This is a genomic window from Chitinophaga sp. YR627 (assembly GCF_900114995.1).
In the GTDB taxonomy this organism is placed as follows: domain Bacteria; phylum Bacteroidota; class Bacteroidia; order Chitinophagales; family Chitinophagaceae; genus Chitinophaga.
Genome location: NZ_FOUX01000004.1, coordinates 46,547 through 63,768, shown reverse-complemented (window position 1 = coordinate 63,768; position 17,222 = coordinate 46,547). Strand labels below are relative to the sequence as shown.

Sequence of the window (17,222 nt, the reverse complement as noted above, 5' to 3'; positions counted from 1 at the left end):
GGATATGGCCAGGCCATGACGACCAGGCTCAGGTTGAAAAAAAGGAAAAAGTATAAAAAAATAATTATGTATTAATATTGGTTGTCCGTAGCTCAAACGAAGTCTTTGCACAAATGGTCGGGGGGCTGTCCCTGCATATCACAAAATTTATTCCAGCTTGTGCTGAAAATGAAAGACTTACGAAAATAAAAGCTCAACAATATAAAACAAAAGTATGATTTATAAGTATTATATATACCTAGTGTTCGGAAGCTTACTGTTTTCCATTTCAAACAGTGTGAAAGCGCAGCAGGTAAATGCAACAGTTTTTAAAGACTCCATCCAAAATGGGCATGTACAGATTTTTGATGTACGTACTGCCGGTGAGTACAATACAGGACACCTGTCCAACGCTTTGCAGGCGGATTATACAAAGAAGGAGGAGTTTACGGACAGGGTGAAGTACCTGGACAAGGACCAGACTGTTTACATCTATTGTCTGAGTGGGGGTCGTAGTGCAAAAGCTGCCAGCTGGATGCGTGACAATGGGTTTAAAAAGGTAATAGAGCTGGAAGGCGGTATTAATGCCTGGAAACAGGCAGGTCAGCCGGTAGAGGGTGCGACTGAAGTAAAACAGATGGCGGTGGATGCATTCCGTTCAGACATTGCCAAAGGAGAGGTACTGGTGGATGTAGGGGCAGAATGGTGTCCTCCCTGCCGTAAGATGGCTCCTGTGCTGGAATCGTATCTGTCTGAACACAAAACAGTACGTCTGCTGAAAGTGGATGGTGGCCGTGACCAGGAAGTGATGCAGTCTATAAAAGCGACTTCCCTGCCTACTTTCATTTTGTATAAAGACGGCAGGGAAGTGTGGCGCAAACAGGGTGTCTACGAGAAGTTATAGTCCGTAGATATCTCCGAATTTCTGCGTCGCATAGTCCAGAAAATATTTGAAGTTCAGTGGTTGTCCGGTTATTTTCTCACATAGTTCATTGGAGGTAAAGCTACGGCCGTGGCGGTGTACCTGTTGGCGTAACCATGTCAGCAATTCGCTGTATTCTCCTTTGGCAATCTGTCCGCTCAGGTCAGGTAACTGCTCCTGTGCGGCGGCAAAGAACTGTGCCGCATAGAAGCTACCCAGGGAGTAGGTGGGGAAATAACCGAAGCTGCCATGAGACCAGTGTATATCCTGTAATACGCCCTGCGTGTCATTGGGTACTGTTACATGCAGGAATTCTTTATAATAGTTATTCCAGACCTCCCGGAGTTCGGATGTTTTATAAGTCCCGTCCAGTAATCCCTTCTCAATTTCATATCTCACCATTACATGAAAATGATAGGTCAGTTCGTCTGCTTCCGTGCGGATCAGCGAAGGCTGTACCAGGTTGATGGCTTTGTAAAAGTCTCTCAGACTCACTTTACCCAGGTTATCCGGGAATACCTGCTGTAACTGTGGATAATGATGTTCCCAGAAGGCGATGCTACGACCTACATTATTCTCCCATAATCTTGATTGTGATTCATGGATACCCAGGCTGGTTGCTTCGCCGGATGGAAGTCCGTAGGCTTCCGGGTCCAGTCCCTGTTCGTATAATGCGTGACCACCTTCATGAATACAGCTCCAGGTCATGTTCCCAAAATCGTTCTCATCGATGCGGGTGGTGACCCTTACATCCTGCGGATTAAAGCTGGTCGTGAAAGGGTGTTCTGATATATCCTGGCGGCCGGCATTCATGTCATATCCCATGGCTTTCAGCAGCTGAATGCCGAATTCCCACTGGCGGTTGCGTTCATATTTAAGATACAGGAAGTCTTTTTGTACCTGTGGTTTTTGTTCAATATTACGCAGCAGGGGCGTCAGGGCTGTTTTCACATCATGGAAGATGGTATCCAGCATGGTGGTGTTGGCGCCTTTTTCATATTCGTTCAGGAGGGCGTTGTAAGGATGACCTTCATAACCCAGTATATCGGCTTCCTGTCTTTTCAGATCCACCATTTTCGCCAGTACCGGTTCGAATACGGCATAGTTGCCTTCTTTTCTGGCATTGATCCATGCGTGATAGCATTCGTTGGTGGTTTTTGATAATTCCGCCACGAAGCTGGCCGGATATTTTGCGTTTTTACGATAGTCCTCCAGAGAGAGGGTAATGTTTTTGGCAGCGACAGTATCCAGGGTTTGTCTGTCATTGTCCAGCGATTCCAGCAGTGTTCCCAGGTCAGCAGATGTAAAGAGCTCATGCGCGATGGTGCTGAGCGTTGTCATCTGTTGTCCGCGGAACGCAGCCCCTTTCTCCGGGAGATAGGTTTCCTGGTCCCAGCTGAGTACGGCGATCGCATTCCGGATGTCAGCGATCTGCTGCATCTTTCCCTTGTAGGTTTCGTATCGTTTTGCTGCAGAAGAGGTAGTCTGTGCCATGCTGTTGATTTTGTGCAAAAGTAGGGGTAAATTACCGCTCAATTATGAAGATCAGGGATATTACCAATGCCATAGCGGCATTTGCACCATTACAATACCAGGAAAGCTACGACAATGCGGGATTACTGTTTGGCAATGCTGACTGGGAAGTGACAGGCGTATTACTCACGCTGGATACTACGGAAGCGGTTATCGACGAAGCTATCGAAAAGAAATGTAACCTCGTGGTGGCGCATCATCCGATCGTATTCGGCGGACTGAAAAAGATCAATGGGAACAATTATGTAGAGCGGGTGGCTATCAAGGCTATCAAGAACGATATTGCCATTTATGCAGCCCACACCAACCTGGATAATGTACGGAACGGTGTTTGCAATATGATGGCACAGCGATTGGACTTACAGCAATGCAGTGTGCTGTCCCCTAAGCGGGAGCTGCTGCGGAAGCTGTACACCTTTGTGCCCCAGGCAGCTGCGGAAAAGGTAAGAGCTGCCCTTTTTGCTGCCGGAGCCGGACATATTGGCGCTTATGATGAATGCAGTTATAATATGGAAGGGACCGGCACTTTTAAAGCAGGAGCGGGTACAAATCCGTATGTAGGCGAGATCGGGCAGCGTCATATGGAGCCGGAAACAAAGGTGGAGGTGATTTTTCCCGTATATTTGGAGAATGCGGTGGTGAAAGCTCTGCTGGGGAGTCATCCATATGAAGAGGTGGCTTATGATATTGTGAAGCTGGAGAATGCGTATGCGGAAGTGGGTTCGGGACTGATCGGAGAGCTGAAAGCGCCCATGGAGGAAGAAGCTTTCCTGCGCTGGGTAAAGCAGCAGTTCGATACAGGTTGTGTGAGATATACGCCCCTGAGAGGCCGTCCGGTAAAGAAAGTGGCATTGTGCGGAGGTGCGGGTAGTTTCCTGTTAAAAAGGGCTATTTCAGCAGGGGCGGACGCCTATATTTCTGCTGATTTCAAATATCACGAGTTTTTTGATGCTGAAAATCAAATTGTTATAGCGGATGTGGGACATTTCGAGAGTGAGCAGTTTACGGTTGAATTATTTTATCATATATTGACTGAAAAATTCCCTAATTTTGCGCCTCTTAAATCTACAATTCGTACAAATCCGGTAAATTACTTATAAAAACATACATGGCTACTGTAAAAGAATACTCCGTAGAAGAAAAATTGGCGTCTGTGCTTAGGCTACAGAAGATGGACTCCAGACTGGATGAAATCCAGGTGTTGAAGGGAGAGTTGCCGATGGAAGTAAAGGATCTTGAAGATGAGATAGAGGGTCTGAACACCCGTCTGGCTCACGTAGAGGATGAAATCCGTGGTATCCAGGACTTTATTGCCAATAAGAAGACGGCAATCAAGGACTCAGAGGCCCTGATGAAGAAGTACGAGAAGCAGCAGGATAACGTTAAGAATAATCGTGAGTTCGAAGCCATCACAAAAGAGATCGAAATGCAGTCTCTGGAGATCAAACTGGCAGAGAAGCATATTAAAGACGCGAACGAAGAGGTAAAGGATAAGAGCCGTGTGCTGGAAGGTGCAAAGAAACAGATCGCTGATAAAGAATCTAACCTGAAGCACAAGAAAGGTGAACTGGAAAAGATCATCGGTGAAACTGAGAAAGAAGAGAAAGCTTTCCGTAAACAGAGCGATGAAGCGCGTACGAAAGTAGAAGCGCGTCTGCTGGGTGCTTATGAAAAGATCCGTACCAACTACCGTAACGGTCTGGCTGTAGTAACAATCTCCCGTGACTCCTGTGGTGGTTGCTTCAACGCGATCCCTCCTCAACGTCAGGCGGAAATCCGTCAGCGTAAAAAGATCATCGTGTGTGAACATTGCGGTCGTATCCTGGTTGATAATGATCTGGATGCAACAGTGACTATCTGATAGCGCTTTGTAAACTAACTTATTTTAATAGTGTAAAAGTCCCGGCTCCTATGCCGGGACTTTTACATTCCGGCAGGCAGAAATTGAAAATTTGGTTTGGAATTTGGTAGATAGGCCCGGAGTTATTAATCAGATATATTTTTGTCCATGCGCATATTATTCCTGCTGGGGTTATTGTTGAATATTACTATTTCTGTATCAGGGCGTCAGAAGGTCTATGACTTTAACACCCGTTGTCAGCAGGCTTACGATGCGATCATGCAATTGCGCCTCGATGCCGGATCAGCTCTGCTGGCAGAAGAAAAGAAAGCTAATCCCGATAACCTCCTTCCTTATTTCCTGGAAAATTATGCCGACTTTTTTACCCTCTTCTTTAATGAAGATCCGGCGGAGTATGCCCGGAAGAAATCATTAAAAGCTGAACGTGTGGCCCTGATGGAAGAAGGGCCCACTAATTCGCCTTATTATCTTTATACCCAGGCAGCCATCCGTTTCCAGTGGGGAATGGTGAGACTGAAATTCAACGAGCGCTGGGACGCAGTATGGGAAATCAGGAAAGCCTATCAGTTATTGAAAGAGAACCAGAAGAAGTTTCCGCAGTTTTTACCTAATAATATGTTGCTGGGTTCTATGCAGACCGTATTCGGGACCATTCCCGAAGGATATCGCTGGCTTTCCAATACCCTGGGTATGAAAGGTACGATCAGAGACGGTATGCAGATGGTGCAGCAGGTGATCGACAGTAATACGGAAGTAGCCCGCCTGTTCAGGGAAGAGGCCTGTTATTATTATTGTTACCTGAAGCTGTTTGTGGAAAACAAACCGGAAGATGTCTGGACATTTCTCCAGAAACACCAGCTGGATACAAAAAATAACTACCTTTTCGCCCTGATGGTGGCAAATATTGCCATGAACAATCAGAAGGCGTCACTGGGTATCAAGGTATTGACAGAAAGGAATGATAATGCGCAGTATGAAGAGATCCCCTATGTATATTATGTACTGGGCCAACTGAAACTGTGCCGGCAGGATGACGATGCGAATGTCTATCTGCAAAAATTCATTGACCGGTTCAAAGGGAAATTCTACCTTAAAGAAGGATTACAGCGTCTGAGCTGGTATTATTATTTAAGAGGGAATATGGATGCGGCCAATAAATACCGCAACCTGATCCTGACGAGGGGTAATACTGAGACTGATGCTGATAAACAGGCGTTAAAAGACGCAAAGAGTGGGAGATGGCCTAATCAGCTTTTACTCAAAGCCCGTTTACTGAGTGATGGCGGGTTCTTCCCGGAAGCGTTGAAACTGTTACAGACGAAAAAAGCGGCCGATTTTCCGGTGATGGAAGAAAAGCTGGAATATGCTTACCGTCTGGGCCGTATCTACGATGAAATGGGACAGGACGATAATGCGATCACGATGTACGAGGCGACGGTGAAGGCAGGCGCCAACAGAACGGAACATTTTGCCGCCAGGGCTTCCCTGCAAATGGGATATATTTATGAAAAGCGCAATGACAGGAACAAGGCGCGGCAATGTTACCAGGCCTGTCTGGACATGAAAGGGCACGACTATAAAAACTCACTCGATCAAAGGGCCAAAGCCGGGATACAACGATTGACCGGCGGTTGAGGCCGTCACTACGCAGATACACTTCGTAGTACAAGTATTAATTTGCGGAATAATCCAATGCGATATATTCGTATTTCCAATACTCCTTATGCTACAGAAATTAACTATCAAGAACTACGCGATCATTGATCACCTGGAAGTAGATTTCTCCGGCAACCTGAATGTTATTACAGGGGAAACAGGCGCCGGTAAATCTATCGTACTGGGGGCATTGTCATTAATACTGGGAGAGAGGGCTGATCCGGGAATGCTACTGGATAAGGGATCAAAGTGTGTGATTGAAGGTGTTTTCAAAGTCAAGAAATCCCAGGTGGCTGCTTTTTTCCAGGAGCACGAGCTTGATATGGAAGACCAGCTGATCATCCGCAGGGAGATCAGCGCGGCCGGCAAGTCCCGTGCTTTTGTCAATGATACGCCTGTCAATCTGGGCCAACTGACGGAACTAAGCCAGTACCTGGTGGACCTGCATCAGCAGTTTGACACCCTGGAACTGGAAAAGTCCGATTTTCAGCGGGAGGTCATGGATGCCCTGGTGAATCAGCCGGCAGTCATGCAGCAATATCAGCAGCAGTACCAGCGCTATGCGCAGATACAACGCCAGCTGAAGCAGTTGCAGGACCAGCGCGACAATGCCAACAAAGAACTCGATTACAACAAATTCCTGCTGGATGAACTGAGCGACGCTTCCTTTGCACCCAATGAGATCGAAGATCTGGATGCAGAACTGAAGGTGTTGAGCCATGCAGAGGAAATCCGTAATACGCTCAGCCGGGTTTATTTCCAGCTGAATGAAGACGAACAGCCTATTTTACAACAGCTGAAGCAAATCCAGTCTTCCGTACAGGCCCTGGCATCCTATCATAAGGATGCGCCTGCGGTTGCCCAGCGATTACAGTCTGTTTATGTAGACCTCCAGGACATTTCCTCAGAAATAGGTCATATGAATGACCAGGTACAGTTTGACAACGCCCGTATAGAACAGGTGAACGAACGTGTGTCTTTAGGGTATAAGCTGTTGAAAAAACACGGTGTGCAAAACACGGCGGAATTGCTGGTCATCCAGGAAAAGCTTACCCAGAGTGTTGAAGGCGTATTGAACCTGGACGAAAAACTGGCCGGACTGGAAGCTGAATTAGCCACCCTCCAGGCCGTCCTGCAAAAACTGGCCGAAACGATTACGGCTGCACGTGTGAAAGCAGCTGAACCATTTGAAAAGAAGGTCAATGCACTGCTGGCACAGGTAGGTATGCCGAATGCCCGTCTGAAAGCAGCGATCACACAGGGAGCACTGAACCCATATGGTCAGGATACGATCGAATTCCTGTTCGACGCCAATAAGAGCGGACAGTTCGCGCCTATCAGGAAAGTGGCGTCCGGGGGTGAGTTGAGCAGGTTGATGCTGTGTATCAAGTCGCTGGTAGCACGCTCTGTCGCATTACCAACGCTGATATTCGATGAGATCGATACGGGTATTTCCGGAGAGGCGGCCAGACAGGTCAGCTTTATCATGGAAGATATGGCCCGTGGTCATCAGATCATCTGTATCACACACCAGCCACAGATCGCAGGTAAAGCCGATGCACATTATTTTGTGTTTAAAGACGCACGTGACGGTAAGATCACAACGAACGTACGCCTGCTGACAAGAGAAGAACGTATTAATAAGATCGCCCAGATGCTGAGTGGTGAGAAACCAACGGCCGCAGCACTTGAGAATGCAAGGGAGTTGGTAAAATAGCTAATCAGCTGACTGCTTTTCAATTAATCTTTTTTTTTCAACTATAACAGCTATTTTTGCCGAAATTAATTATTGAACCCAATGGCTCATAACTTATTAAAAGGAAAGAAAGGTATCATATTTGGTGCATTGGACGAGAAGTCTATGGCCTGGAGCACAGCATTACGTTGTGTGGAAGAAGGCGCCGAAGTAGTGCTTACCAATGCTCCTATAGCGTTACGCATGGGAGAGATCAACAAACTGGCTGAACAGTGTAATGCTCCTGTTATACCCGCTGATGTTACCAATATGGATGATCTGAAAAACCTTTTCACTAAATCCATGGAGCATTTTGGCGGCAAAATTGATTTCGTACTGCACTCTGTGGGTATGAGTATCAACATGCGTAAGGGCAGATCTTACACCGACCTGGATTATGACTTCTCTCATAAAACATTCGATATTTCCGCTATGTCCCTGCACCGTGTGCTGCAGACTGCATACCAGCTGGATGCATTGAATGACTGGGCTTCCGTAGTAGCATTGAGCTACATCGCTGCACAGAGAGTATTCCCTGATTACAGCGAAATGGCAGATGCTAAATCTATGCTGGAATCAGTAGCACGTAGCTTCGGTTACCACTACGGTATCAAGAAGAAAGTACGTGTAAACACCATTTCACAGTCTCCAACCAAAACTACTGCAGGTGGTGGTGTGAAAGGTTTCGATGGTTTCATGGAATATGCTGAGAAAATCAGCCCGCTGGGTAATGCAACCGCACAACAGTGCGCTGATTACTGTGTGGTAATGTTCTCTGATATGACCAGAATGGTAACTATGCAGAACCTGTTCCATGATGGTGGTTTCTCATTTACCGGTGTTTCTGCTGCGATCATCGAGCAGATGGAAAAATAATCGTCGTATAAACATATTAAGCGCCGTAAAAGAGGATGAAATAAGCCTTTTTTGCGGCGTTTTTTTATTGGTGATACTGAATCTCTATCCGAAGGATAATTCGTAAATTAGGTGATCAGCAACCTGGCCTGTTAGAAAGACAATAATTCCTTCCTGAACCATACAGATGCCGTTTAGATAATGCTTATCCTACGTTAATCCTACGTTCAGGAACGTAAGATTAACGTAGGATAAGCATTATCTAAACGGCGTCTGAAACAGTCTGAACACCATTAAAGCCAATAATAAAGCATGACCAGGCATCGGCCTGAATCAGGAAAAGATCATATATGTGGTGGGAACGGACAGGGACAAAACATCCCTTTATCAGACCAGGCTATCTTTTTTAAGTATAGGCATCTGAAATTACGCCGGTTTACCCGGCTCAGTACCCGCCGGTCAGGGTTGGTTTGCTGACCGGGGTACAAAAAAGCCGCTCCCCTTGATTAGAAGGAACGGCTAAGTTTTTTAAGCATAGGCGAATTGCTGAGGCAACAATAATGGAAAATCTTCCGTCTAATACTCATCTTCGTTGAAGAAAAAGTCGTCTTGCGACGGATAATCAGACCATATATCTTCTATGCCTTCATAAATTTCCCCTTCGTCTTCCAGTTCCTGCAAGTTCTCAATCACTTCAATCGGTGCACCGGAGCGGATGGCGTAATCTATCAATTCGTCTTTCGTAGCTGGCCATGGAGCATCCTCCAGGTATGAAGCTAATTCTAAGGTCCAGTACATGTTATCGAAATTTTTACTTTCTGAATTTTCGCAAAAGTATTATTTAATTTGAAATAAACAACTATTACTATTTTAAAGGTTATTTTACTTTTCTTTGAGTATGCTAACCGCACGCAATCTTACCAAAAATTATTCCAACTTACACGTGCTGAAAGGTGTAAGTGTTTCCGTATCGAAAGGAGAGATCGTTACGATCGTAGGATCTTCAGGCGCCGGAAAAAGTACCCTGTTGCATATACTTGGTACGCTGGATACACCGACTTCCGGAGAAGTATGGTTGAATGATACCAATCTTAGCCTTTTAAAGGGCAATGCTTTGGCTGATTTCAGGAATAGGCACATGGGCTTCATTTTCCAGTTTCATCACCTTTTACCGGAGTTTACTGCCCTGGAAAACGTATGTATACCTGGTTATATTGCCGGTACCCGGAAAGCTGCCGTGAAGGAGAGAGCCGTTTATCTGCTGGAAACACTGGGATTGTCAGGCAGACTGGAGCATAAGCCCAATCAGTTGTCAGGCGGAGAGCAGCAGCGTGTGGCCGTAGCCCGTGCACTGATCAATCAGCCGGACATTGTCATGGCGGATGAACCTACCGGTAACCTGGACTCTAAAAATGCCCGGGAACTGCACCAGCTCTTTATAGAATTAAGGGATAAATTCCAGCAGACCTTCATCATTGTGACACACAACGAAGAACTGGCGCCAATGAGCGACAGACAACTGGTCATGAAAGACGGGGGAATAGTTGGAGAGATCTCTGCAGCTGCGACCCAGAAAACAGACCTGGCCTAAACCCGGGGTTTCCAGGGGATTTCTGCCACCTGGAAGCTATGACCTACCCAACGGGCCAATACAAAGAGATAATCGCTCAGGCGGTTGATATATTGCAGCACCAGCGGTTCTATGAACTGCTGCTGTTCCTGCAACCCTACACAAAGGCGTTCCGCCCTTCTGCACACACAACGGGCCACATGACAGGTAGACACAGCTACGTGGCCACCAGGAATAATGAATGACTTCATTTCCGGTAATACTTCGTTCATTTTGTCAATGCTGTCTTCCAGCAAAGTAATATCTCCGGCATGCAGGTCAGGGATCCGCATTTTCGTATCCTTATCGGGATCGCAGGCCAGGGACGCCCCGATCGTGAACAGCCGGTCCTGTATTTCTCTTAAGAGGCTGATCGTATCAGGATAAGCCGTCAGGTAATCACTGACCAGTCCGATATATGAATTGAGCTCGTCTACGGTGCCGTAGGCATCGATGCGAAGCTCGCTTTTAGGTACTTTGGTGCCACCGATCAGGGCTGTTTTGCCCTTGTCACCCGTTTTGGTGTAGATCTTGAAAGACATGAGGAAGAGTTAGAAATTAACAGTTAAGAATTAAAAATTAAGAATTTCCCGGGTTAATTGCCCAACCATAAGCATTAATTTCTGCCTATGGGCTAACCAATTCTTAATTCTTAATTGCTAATTCTTAATTTTTATGATTTCACTGCCGCTTCTGCGAGTATTTCCGCATTCAGTCTGTCAGATTCGATCAATCCGTCACGCAGACGAACGACACGGCGGGCGTGTGCGGCGATATCTTCTTCGTGGGTGACCAGCACGACCGTATTACCGGAGGCGTGGATACTACCGAAGATATCCATGATTTCGATGGAGGTTTTGGTATCGAGGTTACCCGTAGGTTCATCGGCGAGGATCAGGGAAGGATCATTCACCAGGGCGCGGGCGATGGCCACACGCTGACACTGACCACCGGATAACTCATTGGGTCTGTGTTTGTAACGTTGTCCAAGACCGACTTTTTCCAGCATAAAGCGGGCTTTGTCTTCCCGGTCTTTTTTGTTGATACCGGCATAGATCAGCGGTACTGCCACATTTTCCAGTGCGCTGAGACGCGGCATCAGGTTAAACTGCTGGAATACAAAGCCAATTTCTTTATTACGCACCCTTGCCAGCGCATCGTCTTCCATCTGGCTCACATCGTGACCGCTCAGGACATATTTTCCACTGGTCGGACTGTCAAGACAGCCGAGCATGTTCATCAGCGTGGATTTGCCGGAACCGGAAGGTCCCATCAGCGCTACGTACTCATTTTTTAAAATGTCCAGATTGATTCCTTTCAGTACAGGCAGTTCATTTTTTCCAATGAAATAGCTCTTACGGATGTGTTCTAAATGGATGACGGAACTTGGGTGCATAGATTTATAGCGTTGAAAGTTGATTCTACTTCTTGATAACTTTCGGTACTTTGAAGTACTGATCGTTCGCAGCAGGCGCATTCTGTAAGCCTTCTTCCCGGGTTATGGAAGGAACTACCACGTCATCTCTCAGCACGTTCCTGTCTGCTGTCATGTGTAATAATGGTTTTACGTTAGTGGTATCCAGCTCGTTCAGTTTTTCTACGAAGGTGATCATACGTTGCAGATCTCCCTTAATTTCAGTCTTTTCCTGTTCGCTGAACTCAAGCCTTGCCAGGTCTGCCAGTTGTTGTACCAGCGTCTCATTCACTTCCATAAATCAAATTAAATGAAAAAATAATAATTATCGGACAGGGTCCGCGTTAAAGTTACCTTAAATAGTCGATAGTCCATAATTGGCAAATTCCTTATTTTGCACCCCATTATGGCTACATCAAAAGAAATAGTGGTAAGCGGAATTCGCTCTACCGGTTATTTACATCTAGGCAATTATTTCGGAGCTATCCGTAACTACATCAGGATGCAGGAAACTTTTAACTGTTATTTTTTTGTAGCTGACTGGCATTCTCTCACGACACATCCTGATCCTAAAGACCTGCGCTCCAACGTATTCCGGGTGCTGGCAGAAAATATTGCTTCTGGTCTTGATCCTGAAAAAGTGGCACTGTATGCACAAAGTGACATACCGGAGATCGCTGAACTGTACCTGTTGCTGAATATGCTGGCATACAAGGGAGAGCTTGAACGAGTACCGACTTTTAAAGATAAAGTACGTCAGCAACCTGAGAACGTAAACGCAGGGCTGCTGACTTATCCTGTACTCATGAGTGCAGATATCCTGATCCACCGTGCGGTAAAAGTACCGGTAGGTAAAGACCAGGAACAGCACCTGGAAATGGCTTGTCACTTCGCACAGCGTTTTAACAGCCGTTATGGCGATCTGTTTCCGGAGCCGGTAGCATTCAATTTCGGGGATAACCTCGTGAAAATACCGAGTCTCGATGGCGAAGGAAAGATGAGTAAGAGCGAGAATCAGATGGCTACCCTGTACCTGTCTGACAGTGATGAACTGATCCGCAAGAAACTGAGTAAGGCAAAAACAGACAGCGGACCATTAGAACCGGGTGCGCCTATGTCGGATAGCATTGCAAATCTGTTCCTGCTGATGGAACAGGTATCTACTCCTGAAGTGATCAAACATTTCAGGGATACGTATAACAACCAGTCTATCCGTTATGGTGATATGAAAAAGCAACTGGGTGATGATATGGTGAATTTCATTGCACCTATCAGGGAAAAAGCAATCGCATTGCAGAATGACCAGACTTATCTGAACCGTATTATGAAAGAAGGTGCAGAAAAAGCAAGGGAAAGTGCGGCACAGACTTTGCAACAAGCGAGAAAACTCATAGGTATTCACTACTATTAGTAAGGATTTGTTTCCTTTAATGGCAGCAAGTTTTTTCAATTGATAATCAAATAATTTGTAAATTTTAGATCGTCAACTGATCGCTTGTTGCCACTAACAGGCTGCAAACGAAATGATTAGTGACCCCTGATTCATCATGACAAAACAAAACAAGATCAAACATATAGCTATCGCCGGTAATATTGGCGCAGGAAAAACCACACTTACTGAACTGCTTGCACGACACTATAAATGGGCTCCCCAGTTCGAAGATGTTGAACACAATCCATATCTGAACGACTTTTACGAGGATATGCCCCGCTGGTCATTCAATCTGCAGATCTACTTCCTGCACGGCCGTCTGAGACAATTGCTGGAAATAGAAAAAGGCAATCAGATCGTGATACAGGACCGTACCATATATGAAGATGCGCACATCTTTGCGCCGAACCTGTATGAAATGGGCCTGATGACAAAGCGGGATTTTGACAACTACTTCAGTTTCTTCGAAACAGTAAAGTCAATGGTGAAACCGCCGGACCTGCTGATCTATCTGCGTGCATCCGTACCAACACTGGTAGCACAGATACAGAAAAGAGGAAGGGAATATGAAGAAAATATCCGTCTCGATTATCTGAAAAGACTGAATGAGTTTTACAATAACTGGATTGAAAAATACGCGGAAGGTCCTTTACTGATCATTGATATCGATAAAAATAAATTCCCTGAAAGCGAAGAAGATCTTGGTGAGATCATTTCAAAAATAGATTCTCAGTTACACGGATTGTTCTGATCAATCTGATCTGATTTTTTTTAGTAAAGATTTATTTTCCTAATATTGTCTCCTCACGCAAGTGAGGAGATTTTTGTTTGTTAGCATGTTGACCTTCCGTACCACGACTTTTTTTTGAAAAACCAACTAATCCACTACCATTAAATGCAAATGAAAAAGATCATTGCTACCATTGTTTGCACATTGTGCTCTGCTGTCATCTGTGCACAATTAGTCTGGCTGTCTGTCGATAAACAGCCTTTAGCCGGCGCTTACAGCCGTAATTATCACCAGTTATTAACAACATTACAGAATCAGGCAGCACTGGCGTATATCCCTGTTATAACAGCAGGCGTACGCACAGAAAGACGCTTTATGTTGTCCGCTATCCAGCAACATCATGTCATGATCGCATTGCCGGTCAGTAAGGGCGGATTTGGACTGCATCTTGCACAAAGCGGGTTCTCCCGTTTTCGCCAGCAGTCTGTTGGATTTGCCTATGGCAGGCAACTGGGAGAACGTTGTAGTGTAGGTATGCAGCTGGACTACCTCTCGAAAACAATACCAGGGTATTTTAGCGCGGGGACTATTGTAGGAGAATTAGGTTGTCTGATCCATCTTACACCGGCATTACATGTCGGAATGCATGCGTTTAATCCGACAGGGAATACCTTACGACGCCTGGATAATGAAGTAATACCCGCGATATATAGCGCAGGTATCGGATACGAAGTTTCAGCGGCATTTCTGTTGAGTGCAGCCGTGGTCAGGGAAACCGCGACAGCGCTGCTGACGAAAGTGATGTGTGAATATCGTATGCTTAAAACATTGTCGTTGCAATTGGGTATATGTACTGATCCGCAATTAAACATAGCAGCGATAGGATTTACCTTACAGCAGTTGTTTGTATTACTTGCTGCAAATTATCATCCGCAACTGGGGATAACGCCTTCGGCGGCTGTTGTATGGGCGTTGAAGAAGTAGCAGGCTTCCATCAGTTGATCATTTAGTTTGTTGCAGGTAACAGGAAGGATTGTACAGCATGGCTGTGTGCGATGCCTGTGAGTAATTGCAGTTTCGGGAAGAGACTGTTGATATAGCTATGTGCTTTAAATATTAGTCAACGTGATGCTGATGACGTGTATATGTTGTTAGCATCATGTTGAATGGTAGAAGTATTTGTGTTGTTGTCTGCATTAGTTGAAATCTTATTTACACCATTGTTGAATATACTTCGATATAACCTTGAAGGCCTTATCGTTTATTATCGCGCTGTTCATACATATTCACACTTATTCACAAATACTTCCAGAATTAACTTCCGCTGAAGAAAGTTAGTTAGAGGGTCATGCACACATACGTCAATATTTGTGTTGTTGTTAGCATTATCTGCAACTAAGCCGGATGCATATCTTATTCACAACATTGTTAAATACACCACCATATGACATTGAAAATCTTAGCGTGTATTATGCCGCTGTTCATACATATCTACACTTATTCACAAACACTCCCTGAATTAACTGCCGCTGAAGAAAGTCAGCTGGAAGATTACACAGCACATACCGATCAGGTACCGGAAGATGATATGCACTGGCAGCAATTACAGGCCTATATACGGCATAAAATAAATCTGAATACAAATAGTGTTGCTTTATTGAAATCACTGCATATACTGTCTGTAATGCAGATACAACAATTGTTGAGATACCGGCAGCAGCTGGGCGATCTGCTCAGCATCTATGAATTACAGGCGATACCTGGTTTTGATATGCAGTTGATCAGCAGATTATTGCCTTATGTACAGGTAGGCAAAGATCTGGAACCGCATTACAGTTGGAGAGATTATGTGAAAAAAGGAGAACATACATTGCTATGCAGATATGGCCGGCAGCTGGAGAAAAGCAGGGGCTATGTATCTACAGATACAACGGTCGCTCATTACCTGGGTAGTCCGGATAAATTACTGTTGCGATACCGGTATAATCTTACGCATTATATCAGCTGGGGGGCTGTAATGGAAAAGGATGCAGGTGAAGCATTTTTTAAAGGTACGCAACGCAGCGGATTTGATTTCTATAGTGTGCATTTGTTCATAAGACAGTATAAGTGGATAAAGTCACTGGCACTGGGAGATTTTACGGTGAATATGGGGCAGGGACTACTGAACTGGCAATCCCTGGCATTTGGTAAAGGCGCTACGGTGATGCAGGTAAAAAGAGAAGGAGAACTGCTGAAACCGTATGCTTCGGCAGGGGAGTCTAACTTTTTCAGAGGAGCTGGTATGACTGTAGGAAAAGGAAAATGGCAGGCGACAACATTTATATCCCATCGCTTACCGGATGGCAGTATTGCTGCGAATAGTGGTTATCATCGTACAGAGACGGAAGCCGCCAGAAAAGGCTCGCTTGCGCAATTGACTGTGGGAGCCAATGTAACCATAGAAGAGAATAACCGGAAACTGGGAATTAATTTTATACAGCATCATTTGTCTGCACCGATACAAAAAGGACATGCGCCGTATCAGTTATTTGGCTTTGAAGGGAAGCAACTTACAGGCTTTAGTACAGATTATGAGATCACCTGGAAGAATATGCATTTTTTCGGAGAAGCAGCGATGAGTAATAACGGTAAGACGGCATTGATAAATGGCTTATTACTCACTGCTACCAGTCATGTGGATCTTGTATTACTGTATCGTAATTATGACAGAGCATATCATGCGTTTTATGCAGATGCCTGGGGAGAATTTTATAAACCCGTTAACGAAAAAGGTATTTACACGGGTATCAGCATAAAGCTTAGCGGACATGTGAAACTGAATGCCTATGCAGATCATTTTACTTTTCCCTGGTTACAGTACCGGACCGCCGGACGGGGGAGAGGCCGGGATCTGCTGATGGCTATGACCTATACACCTGATAAACAGACAGAACTTTTTGTGCGATATAGCTATCTGATCAAACAGGAAAACGGTGATGCCACTGACTTCTTTTTACCTCCGCTGGTAACAGTGAAAAAGAAAAGCTGGCGTATACAATCACGTATACTGGCAATGGAAAATCTTACAATGAAAAGCAGGGTTGAATTAAGCCGTTATGTAAAAGAAGAAAGTACGCAACAAGGCTTCTTATTGTTCTATGAAATGTTGTATCAATGCGCGCAACGGCCTTTACAATTATATATACGCTATACCCGCTTCATGACAGATGGAAGCAACACAAGTTTATACACCATTACCTCCGGTATATTATATGAATATGCGTTGTCACGCTTAACCGGAGAGGGGCATCAGTTACAGGCGCGGATCAGGTGGAAAACGGCTGCCGGACTTACTTTCTGGCTCAGATATGAATTAACTATATATGGGCAATTGAGTAGTATCGGCAATGGATGGGATGAAGTGAAAGGAAACAGGAAAAGCCTATTACAATGTCAATTTCAACACTTATTCTAGCGATAAAATAGACAAATATCAATGTTAAATTTTCCTTCA

At 45.1% G+C, this 17,222-nt stretch carries 16 protein-coding genes; 11 read left to right on the top strand and 5 right to left on the bottom strand.

Annotated features, from left to right (window positions below; genetic code table 11):
- Positions 1–241 precede the first annotated feature (241 nt).
- Positions 242–883 carry a rhodanese-like domain-containing protein gene (locus BMZ72_RS20850; protein WP_177222869.1) on the top strand — a complete coding sequence of 214 codons (642 nt, stop codon included), beginning with the start codon at positions 242–244 and terminating at the stop codon, positions 881–883.
- On the opposite strand, the gene BMZ72_RS20845 is transcribed toward BMZ72_RS20850, so the two are convergent.
- Complete coding sequence (locus BMZ72_RS20845; RefSeq protein WP_089811661.1) at positions 878–2,395, bottom strand: carboxypeptidase M32; 1,518 nt, start codon at positions 2,393–2,395, stop codon at positions 878–880. The genes BMZ72_RS20850 and BMZ72_RS20845 overlap by 6 nt on opposite strands.
- Positions 2,396–2,439: 44 nt before the next feature.
- Here BMZ72_RS20845 and BMZ72_RS20840 point away from each other — a divergent pair, with 44 nt between their 5' ends.
- The 5 genes from BMZ72_RS20840 (at position 2,440) to BMZ72_RS20820 (ending at position 8,562) form a co-directional block, all read left to right on the top strand.
- Positions 2,440–3,534, top strand: a complete 1,095-nt coding sequence (locus BMZ72_RS20840) for a Nif3-like dinuclear metal center hexameric protein (RefSeq protein WP_089811660.1) — start codon at positions 2,440–2,442, stop codon at positions 3,532–3,534.
- A gap of 8 nt (positions 3,535–3,542) precedes the next feature.
- The gene (locus tag BMZ72_RS20835) at positions 3,543–4,295 is read left to right on the top strand and encodes a zinc ribbon domain-containing protein (RefSeq protein ID WP_012794459.1); all 753 of its coding nucleotides are present in this window, start codon (positions 3,543–3,545) and stop codon (positions 4,293–4,295) included.
- Between the two features lie 147 nt (positions 4,296–4,442).
- Positions 4,443–5,930 (top strand): tetratricopeptide repeat protein, encoded by a 1,488-nt coding sequence (locus tag BMZ72_RS20830; RefSeq protein ID WP_089811659.1) that lies wholly within the window; start codon positions 4,443–4,445, stop codon positions 5,928–5,930.
- A gap of 88 nt (positions 5,931–6,018) precedes the next feature.
- The gene (gene recN / locus BMZ72_RS20825) at positions 6,019–7,668 is read left to right on the top strand and encodes a DNA repair protein RecN (RefSeq protein ID WP_089811658.1); all 1,650 of its coding nucleotides are present in this window, start codon (positions 6,019–6,021) and stop codon (positions 7,666–7,668) included.
- A gap of 81 nt (positions 7,669–7,749) precedes the next feature.
- Positions 7,750–8,562 carry an enoyl-ACP reductase FabI gene (locus BMZ72_RS20820; RefSeq protein WP_089811657.1) on the top strand — a complete coding sequence of 271 codons (813 nt, stop codon included), beginning with the start codon at positions 7,750–7,752 and terminating at the stop codon, positions 8,560–8,562.
- Between the two features lie 555 nt (positions 8,563–9,117).
- Here the strand turns inward: BMZ72_RS20820 and BMZ72_RS20815 are convergent.
- Complete coding sequence (locus tag BMZ72_RS20815) at positions 9,118–9,339, bottom strand: DUF2795 domain-containing protein (protein ID WP_012794455.1); 222 nt, start codon at positions 9,337–9,339, stop codon at positions 9,118–9,120.
- 100 nt (positions 9,340–9,439) lie between these two features.
- Here BMZ72_RS20815 and BMZ72_RS20810 point away from each other — a divergent pair, with 100 nt between their 5' ends.
- The gene (locus BMZ72_RS20810) at positions 9,440–10,132 is read left to right on the top strand and encodes an ABC transporter ATP-binding protein (protein WP_089811656.1); all 693 of its coding nucleotides are present in this window, start codon (positions 9,440–9,442) and stop codon (positions 10,130–10,132) included.
- On the opposite strand, the gene BMZ72_RS20805 is transcribed toward BMZ72_RS20810, so the two are convergent.
- From BMZ72_RS20805 to gatC, 3 genes are all read right to left on the bottom strand, one after another.
- Positions 10,129–10,692 carry a cob(I)yrinic acid a,c-diamide adenosyltransferase gene (locus BMZ72_RS20805; RefSeq protein ID WP_089811655.1) on the bottom strand — a complete coding sequence of 188 codons (564 nt, stop codon included), beginning with the start codon at positions 10,690–10,692 and terminating at the stop codon, positions 10,129–10,131. The two genes, BMZ72_RS20810 and BMZ72_RS20805, sit on opposite strands and share 4 nt — an antisense overlap.
- Positions 10,693–10,823: 131 nt before the next feature.
- Positions 10,824–11,546, bottom strand: a complete 723-nt coding sequence (locus BMZ72_RS20800) for an ABC transporter ATP-binding protein (protein WP_089811654.1) — start codon at positions 11,544–11,546, stop codon at positions 10,824–10,826.
- A 25-nt stretch (positions 11,547–11,571) separates the two neighbouring features.
- A complete protein-coding gene (gene gatC, locus BMZ72_RS20795) occupies positions 11,572–11,862 on the bottom strand; it encodes an Asp-tRNA(Asn)/Glu-tRNA(Gln) amidotransferase subunit GatC (protein ID WP_089811653.1) in 291 nt (96 codons plus the stop codon).
- Between the two features lie 108 nt (positions 11,863–11,970).
- Between gatC and trpS the strand changes: the two genes are divergently transcribed.
- The 4 genes from trpS to BMZ72_RS20775 all read left to right on the top strand — a co-directional run bounded on the left by trpS (position 11,971) and on the right by BMZ72_RS20775 (position 17,183).
- The gene (trpS, locus tag BMZ72_RS20790) at positions 11,971–12,975 is read left to right on the top strand and encodes a tryptophan--tRNA ligase (RefSeq protein ID WP_089811652.1); all 1,005 of its coding nucleotides are present in this window, start codon (positions 11,971–11,973) and stop codon (positions 12,973–12,975) included.
- Between the two features lie 136 nt (positions 12,976–13,111).
- The gene (locus BMZ72_RS20785) at positions 13,112–13,747 is read left to right on the top strand and encodes a deoxynucleoside kinase (protein WP_177222868.1); all 636 of its coding nucleotides are present in this window, start codon (positions 13,112–13,114) and stop codon (positions 13,745–13,747) included.
- A 150-nt stretch (positions 13,748–13,897) separates the two neighbouring features.
- Positions 13,898–14,710: a hypothetical protein gene (locus BMZ72_RS20780; RefSeq protein ID WP_089811650.1), complete on the top strand. Its 813-nt coding sequence runs from the start codon at positions 13,898–13,900 to the stop codon at positions 14,708–14,710.
- A gap of 460 nt (positions 14,711–15,170) precedes the next feature.
- Positions 15,171–17,183 (top strand): helix-hairpin-helix domain-containing protein, encoded by a 2,013-nt coding sequence (locus tag BMZ72_RS20775; RefSeq protein ID WP_089811649.1) that lies wholly within the window; start codon positions 15,171–15,173, stop codon positions 17,181–17,183.
- Positions 17,184–17,222: the final 39 nt, after the last annotated feature.

Coding starts and splice junctions, on each gene's coding strand:
- BMZ72_RS20845 (WP_089811661.1), bottom strand. CDS start 2,395: ATGGCACAGACTACCTCTTCTGCAGCAAAACGATACGAAACCTACAAG.
- BMZ72_RS20840 (WP_089811660.1), top strand. CDS start 2,440: ATGAAGATCAGGGATATTACCAATGCCATAGCGGCATTTGCACCATTA.
- BMZ72_RS20835 (WP_012794459.1), top strand. CDS start 3,543: ATGGCTACTGTAAAAGAATACTCCGTAGAAGAAAAATTGGCGTCTGTG.
- BMZ72_RS20830 (WP_089811659.1), top strand. CDS start 4,443: ATGCGCATATTATTCCTGCTGGGGTTATTGTTGAATATTACTATTTCT.
- recN (WP_089811658.1), top strand. CDS start 6,019: ATGCTACAGAAATTAACTATCAAGAACTACGCGATCATTGATCACCTG.
- BMZ72_RS20820 (WP_089811657.1), top strand. CDS start 7,750: ATGGCTCATAACTTATTAAAAGGAAAGAAAGGTATCATATTTGGTGCA.
- BMZ72_RS20815 (WP_012794455.1), bottom strand. CDS start 9,339: ATGTACTGGACCTTAGAATTAGCTTCATACCTGGAGGATGCTCCATGG.
- BMZ72_RS20810 (WP_089811656.1), top strand. CDS start 9,440: ATGCTAACCGCACGCAATCTTACCAAAAATTATTCCAACTTACACGTG.
- BMZ72_RS20805 (WP_089811655.1), bottom strand. CDS start 10,692: ATGTCTTTCAAGATCTACACCAAAACGGGTGACAAGGGCAAAACAGCC.
- BMZ72_RS20800 (WP_089811654.1), bottom strand. CDS start 11,546: ATGCACCCAAGTTCCGTCATCCATTTAGAACACATCCGTAAGAGCTAT.
- gatC (WP_089811653.1), bottom strand. CDS start 11,862: ATGGAAGTGAATGAGACGCTGGTACAACAACTGGCAGACCTGGCAAGG.
- trpS (WP_089811652.1), top strand. CDS start 11,971: ATGGCTACATCAAAAGAAATAGTGGTAAGCGGAATTCGCTCTACCGGT.
- BMZ72_RS20785 (WP_177222868.1), top strand. CDS start 13,112: ATGACAAAACAAAACAAGATCAAACATATAGCTATCGCCGGTAATATT.
- BMZ72_RS20780 (WP_089811650.1), top strand. CDS start 13,898: ATGAAAAAGATCATTGCTACCATTGTTTGCACATTGTGCTCTGCTGTC.
- BMZ72_RS20775 (WP_089811649.1), top strand. CDS start 15,171: ATGACATTGAAAATCTTAGCGTGTATTATGCCGCTGTTCATACATATC.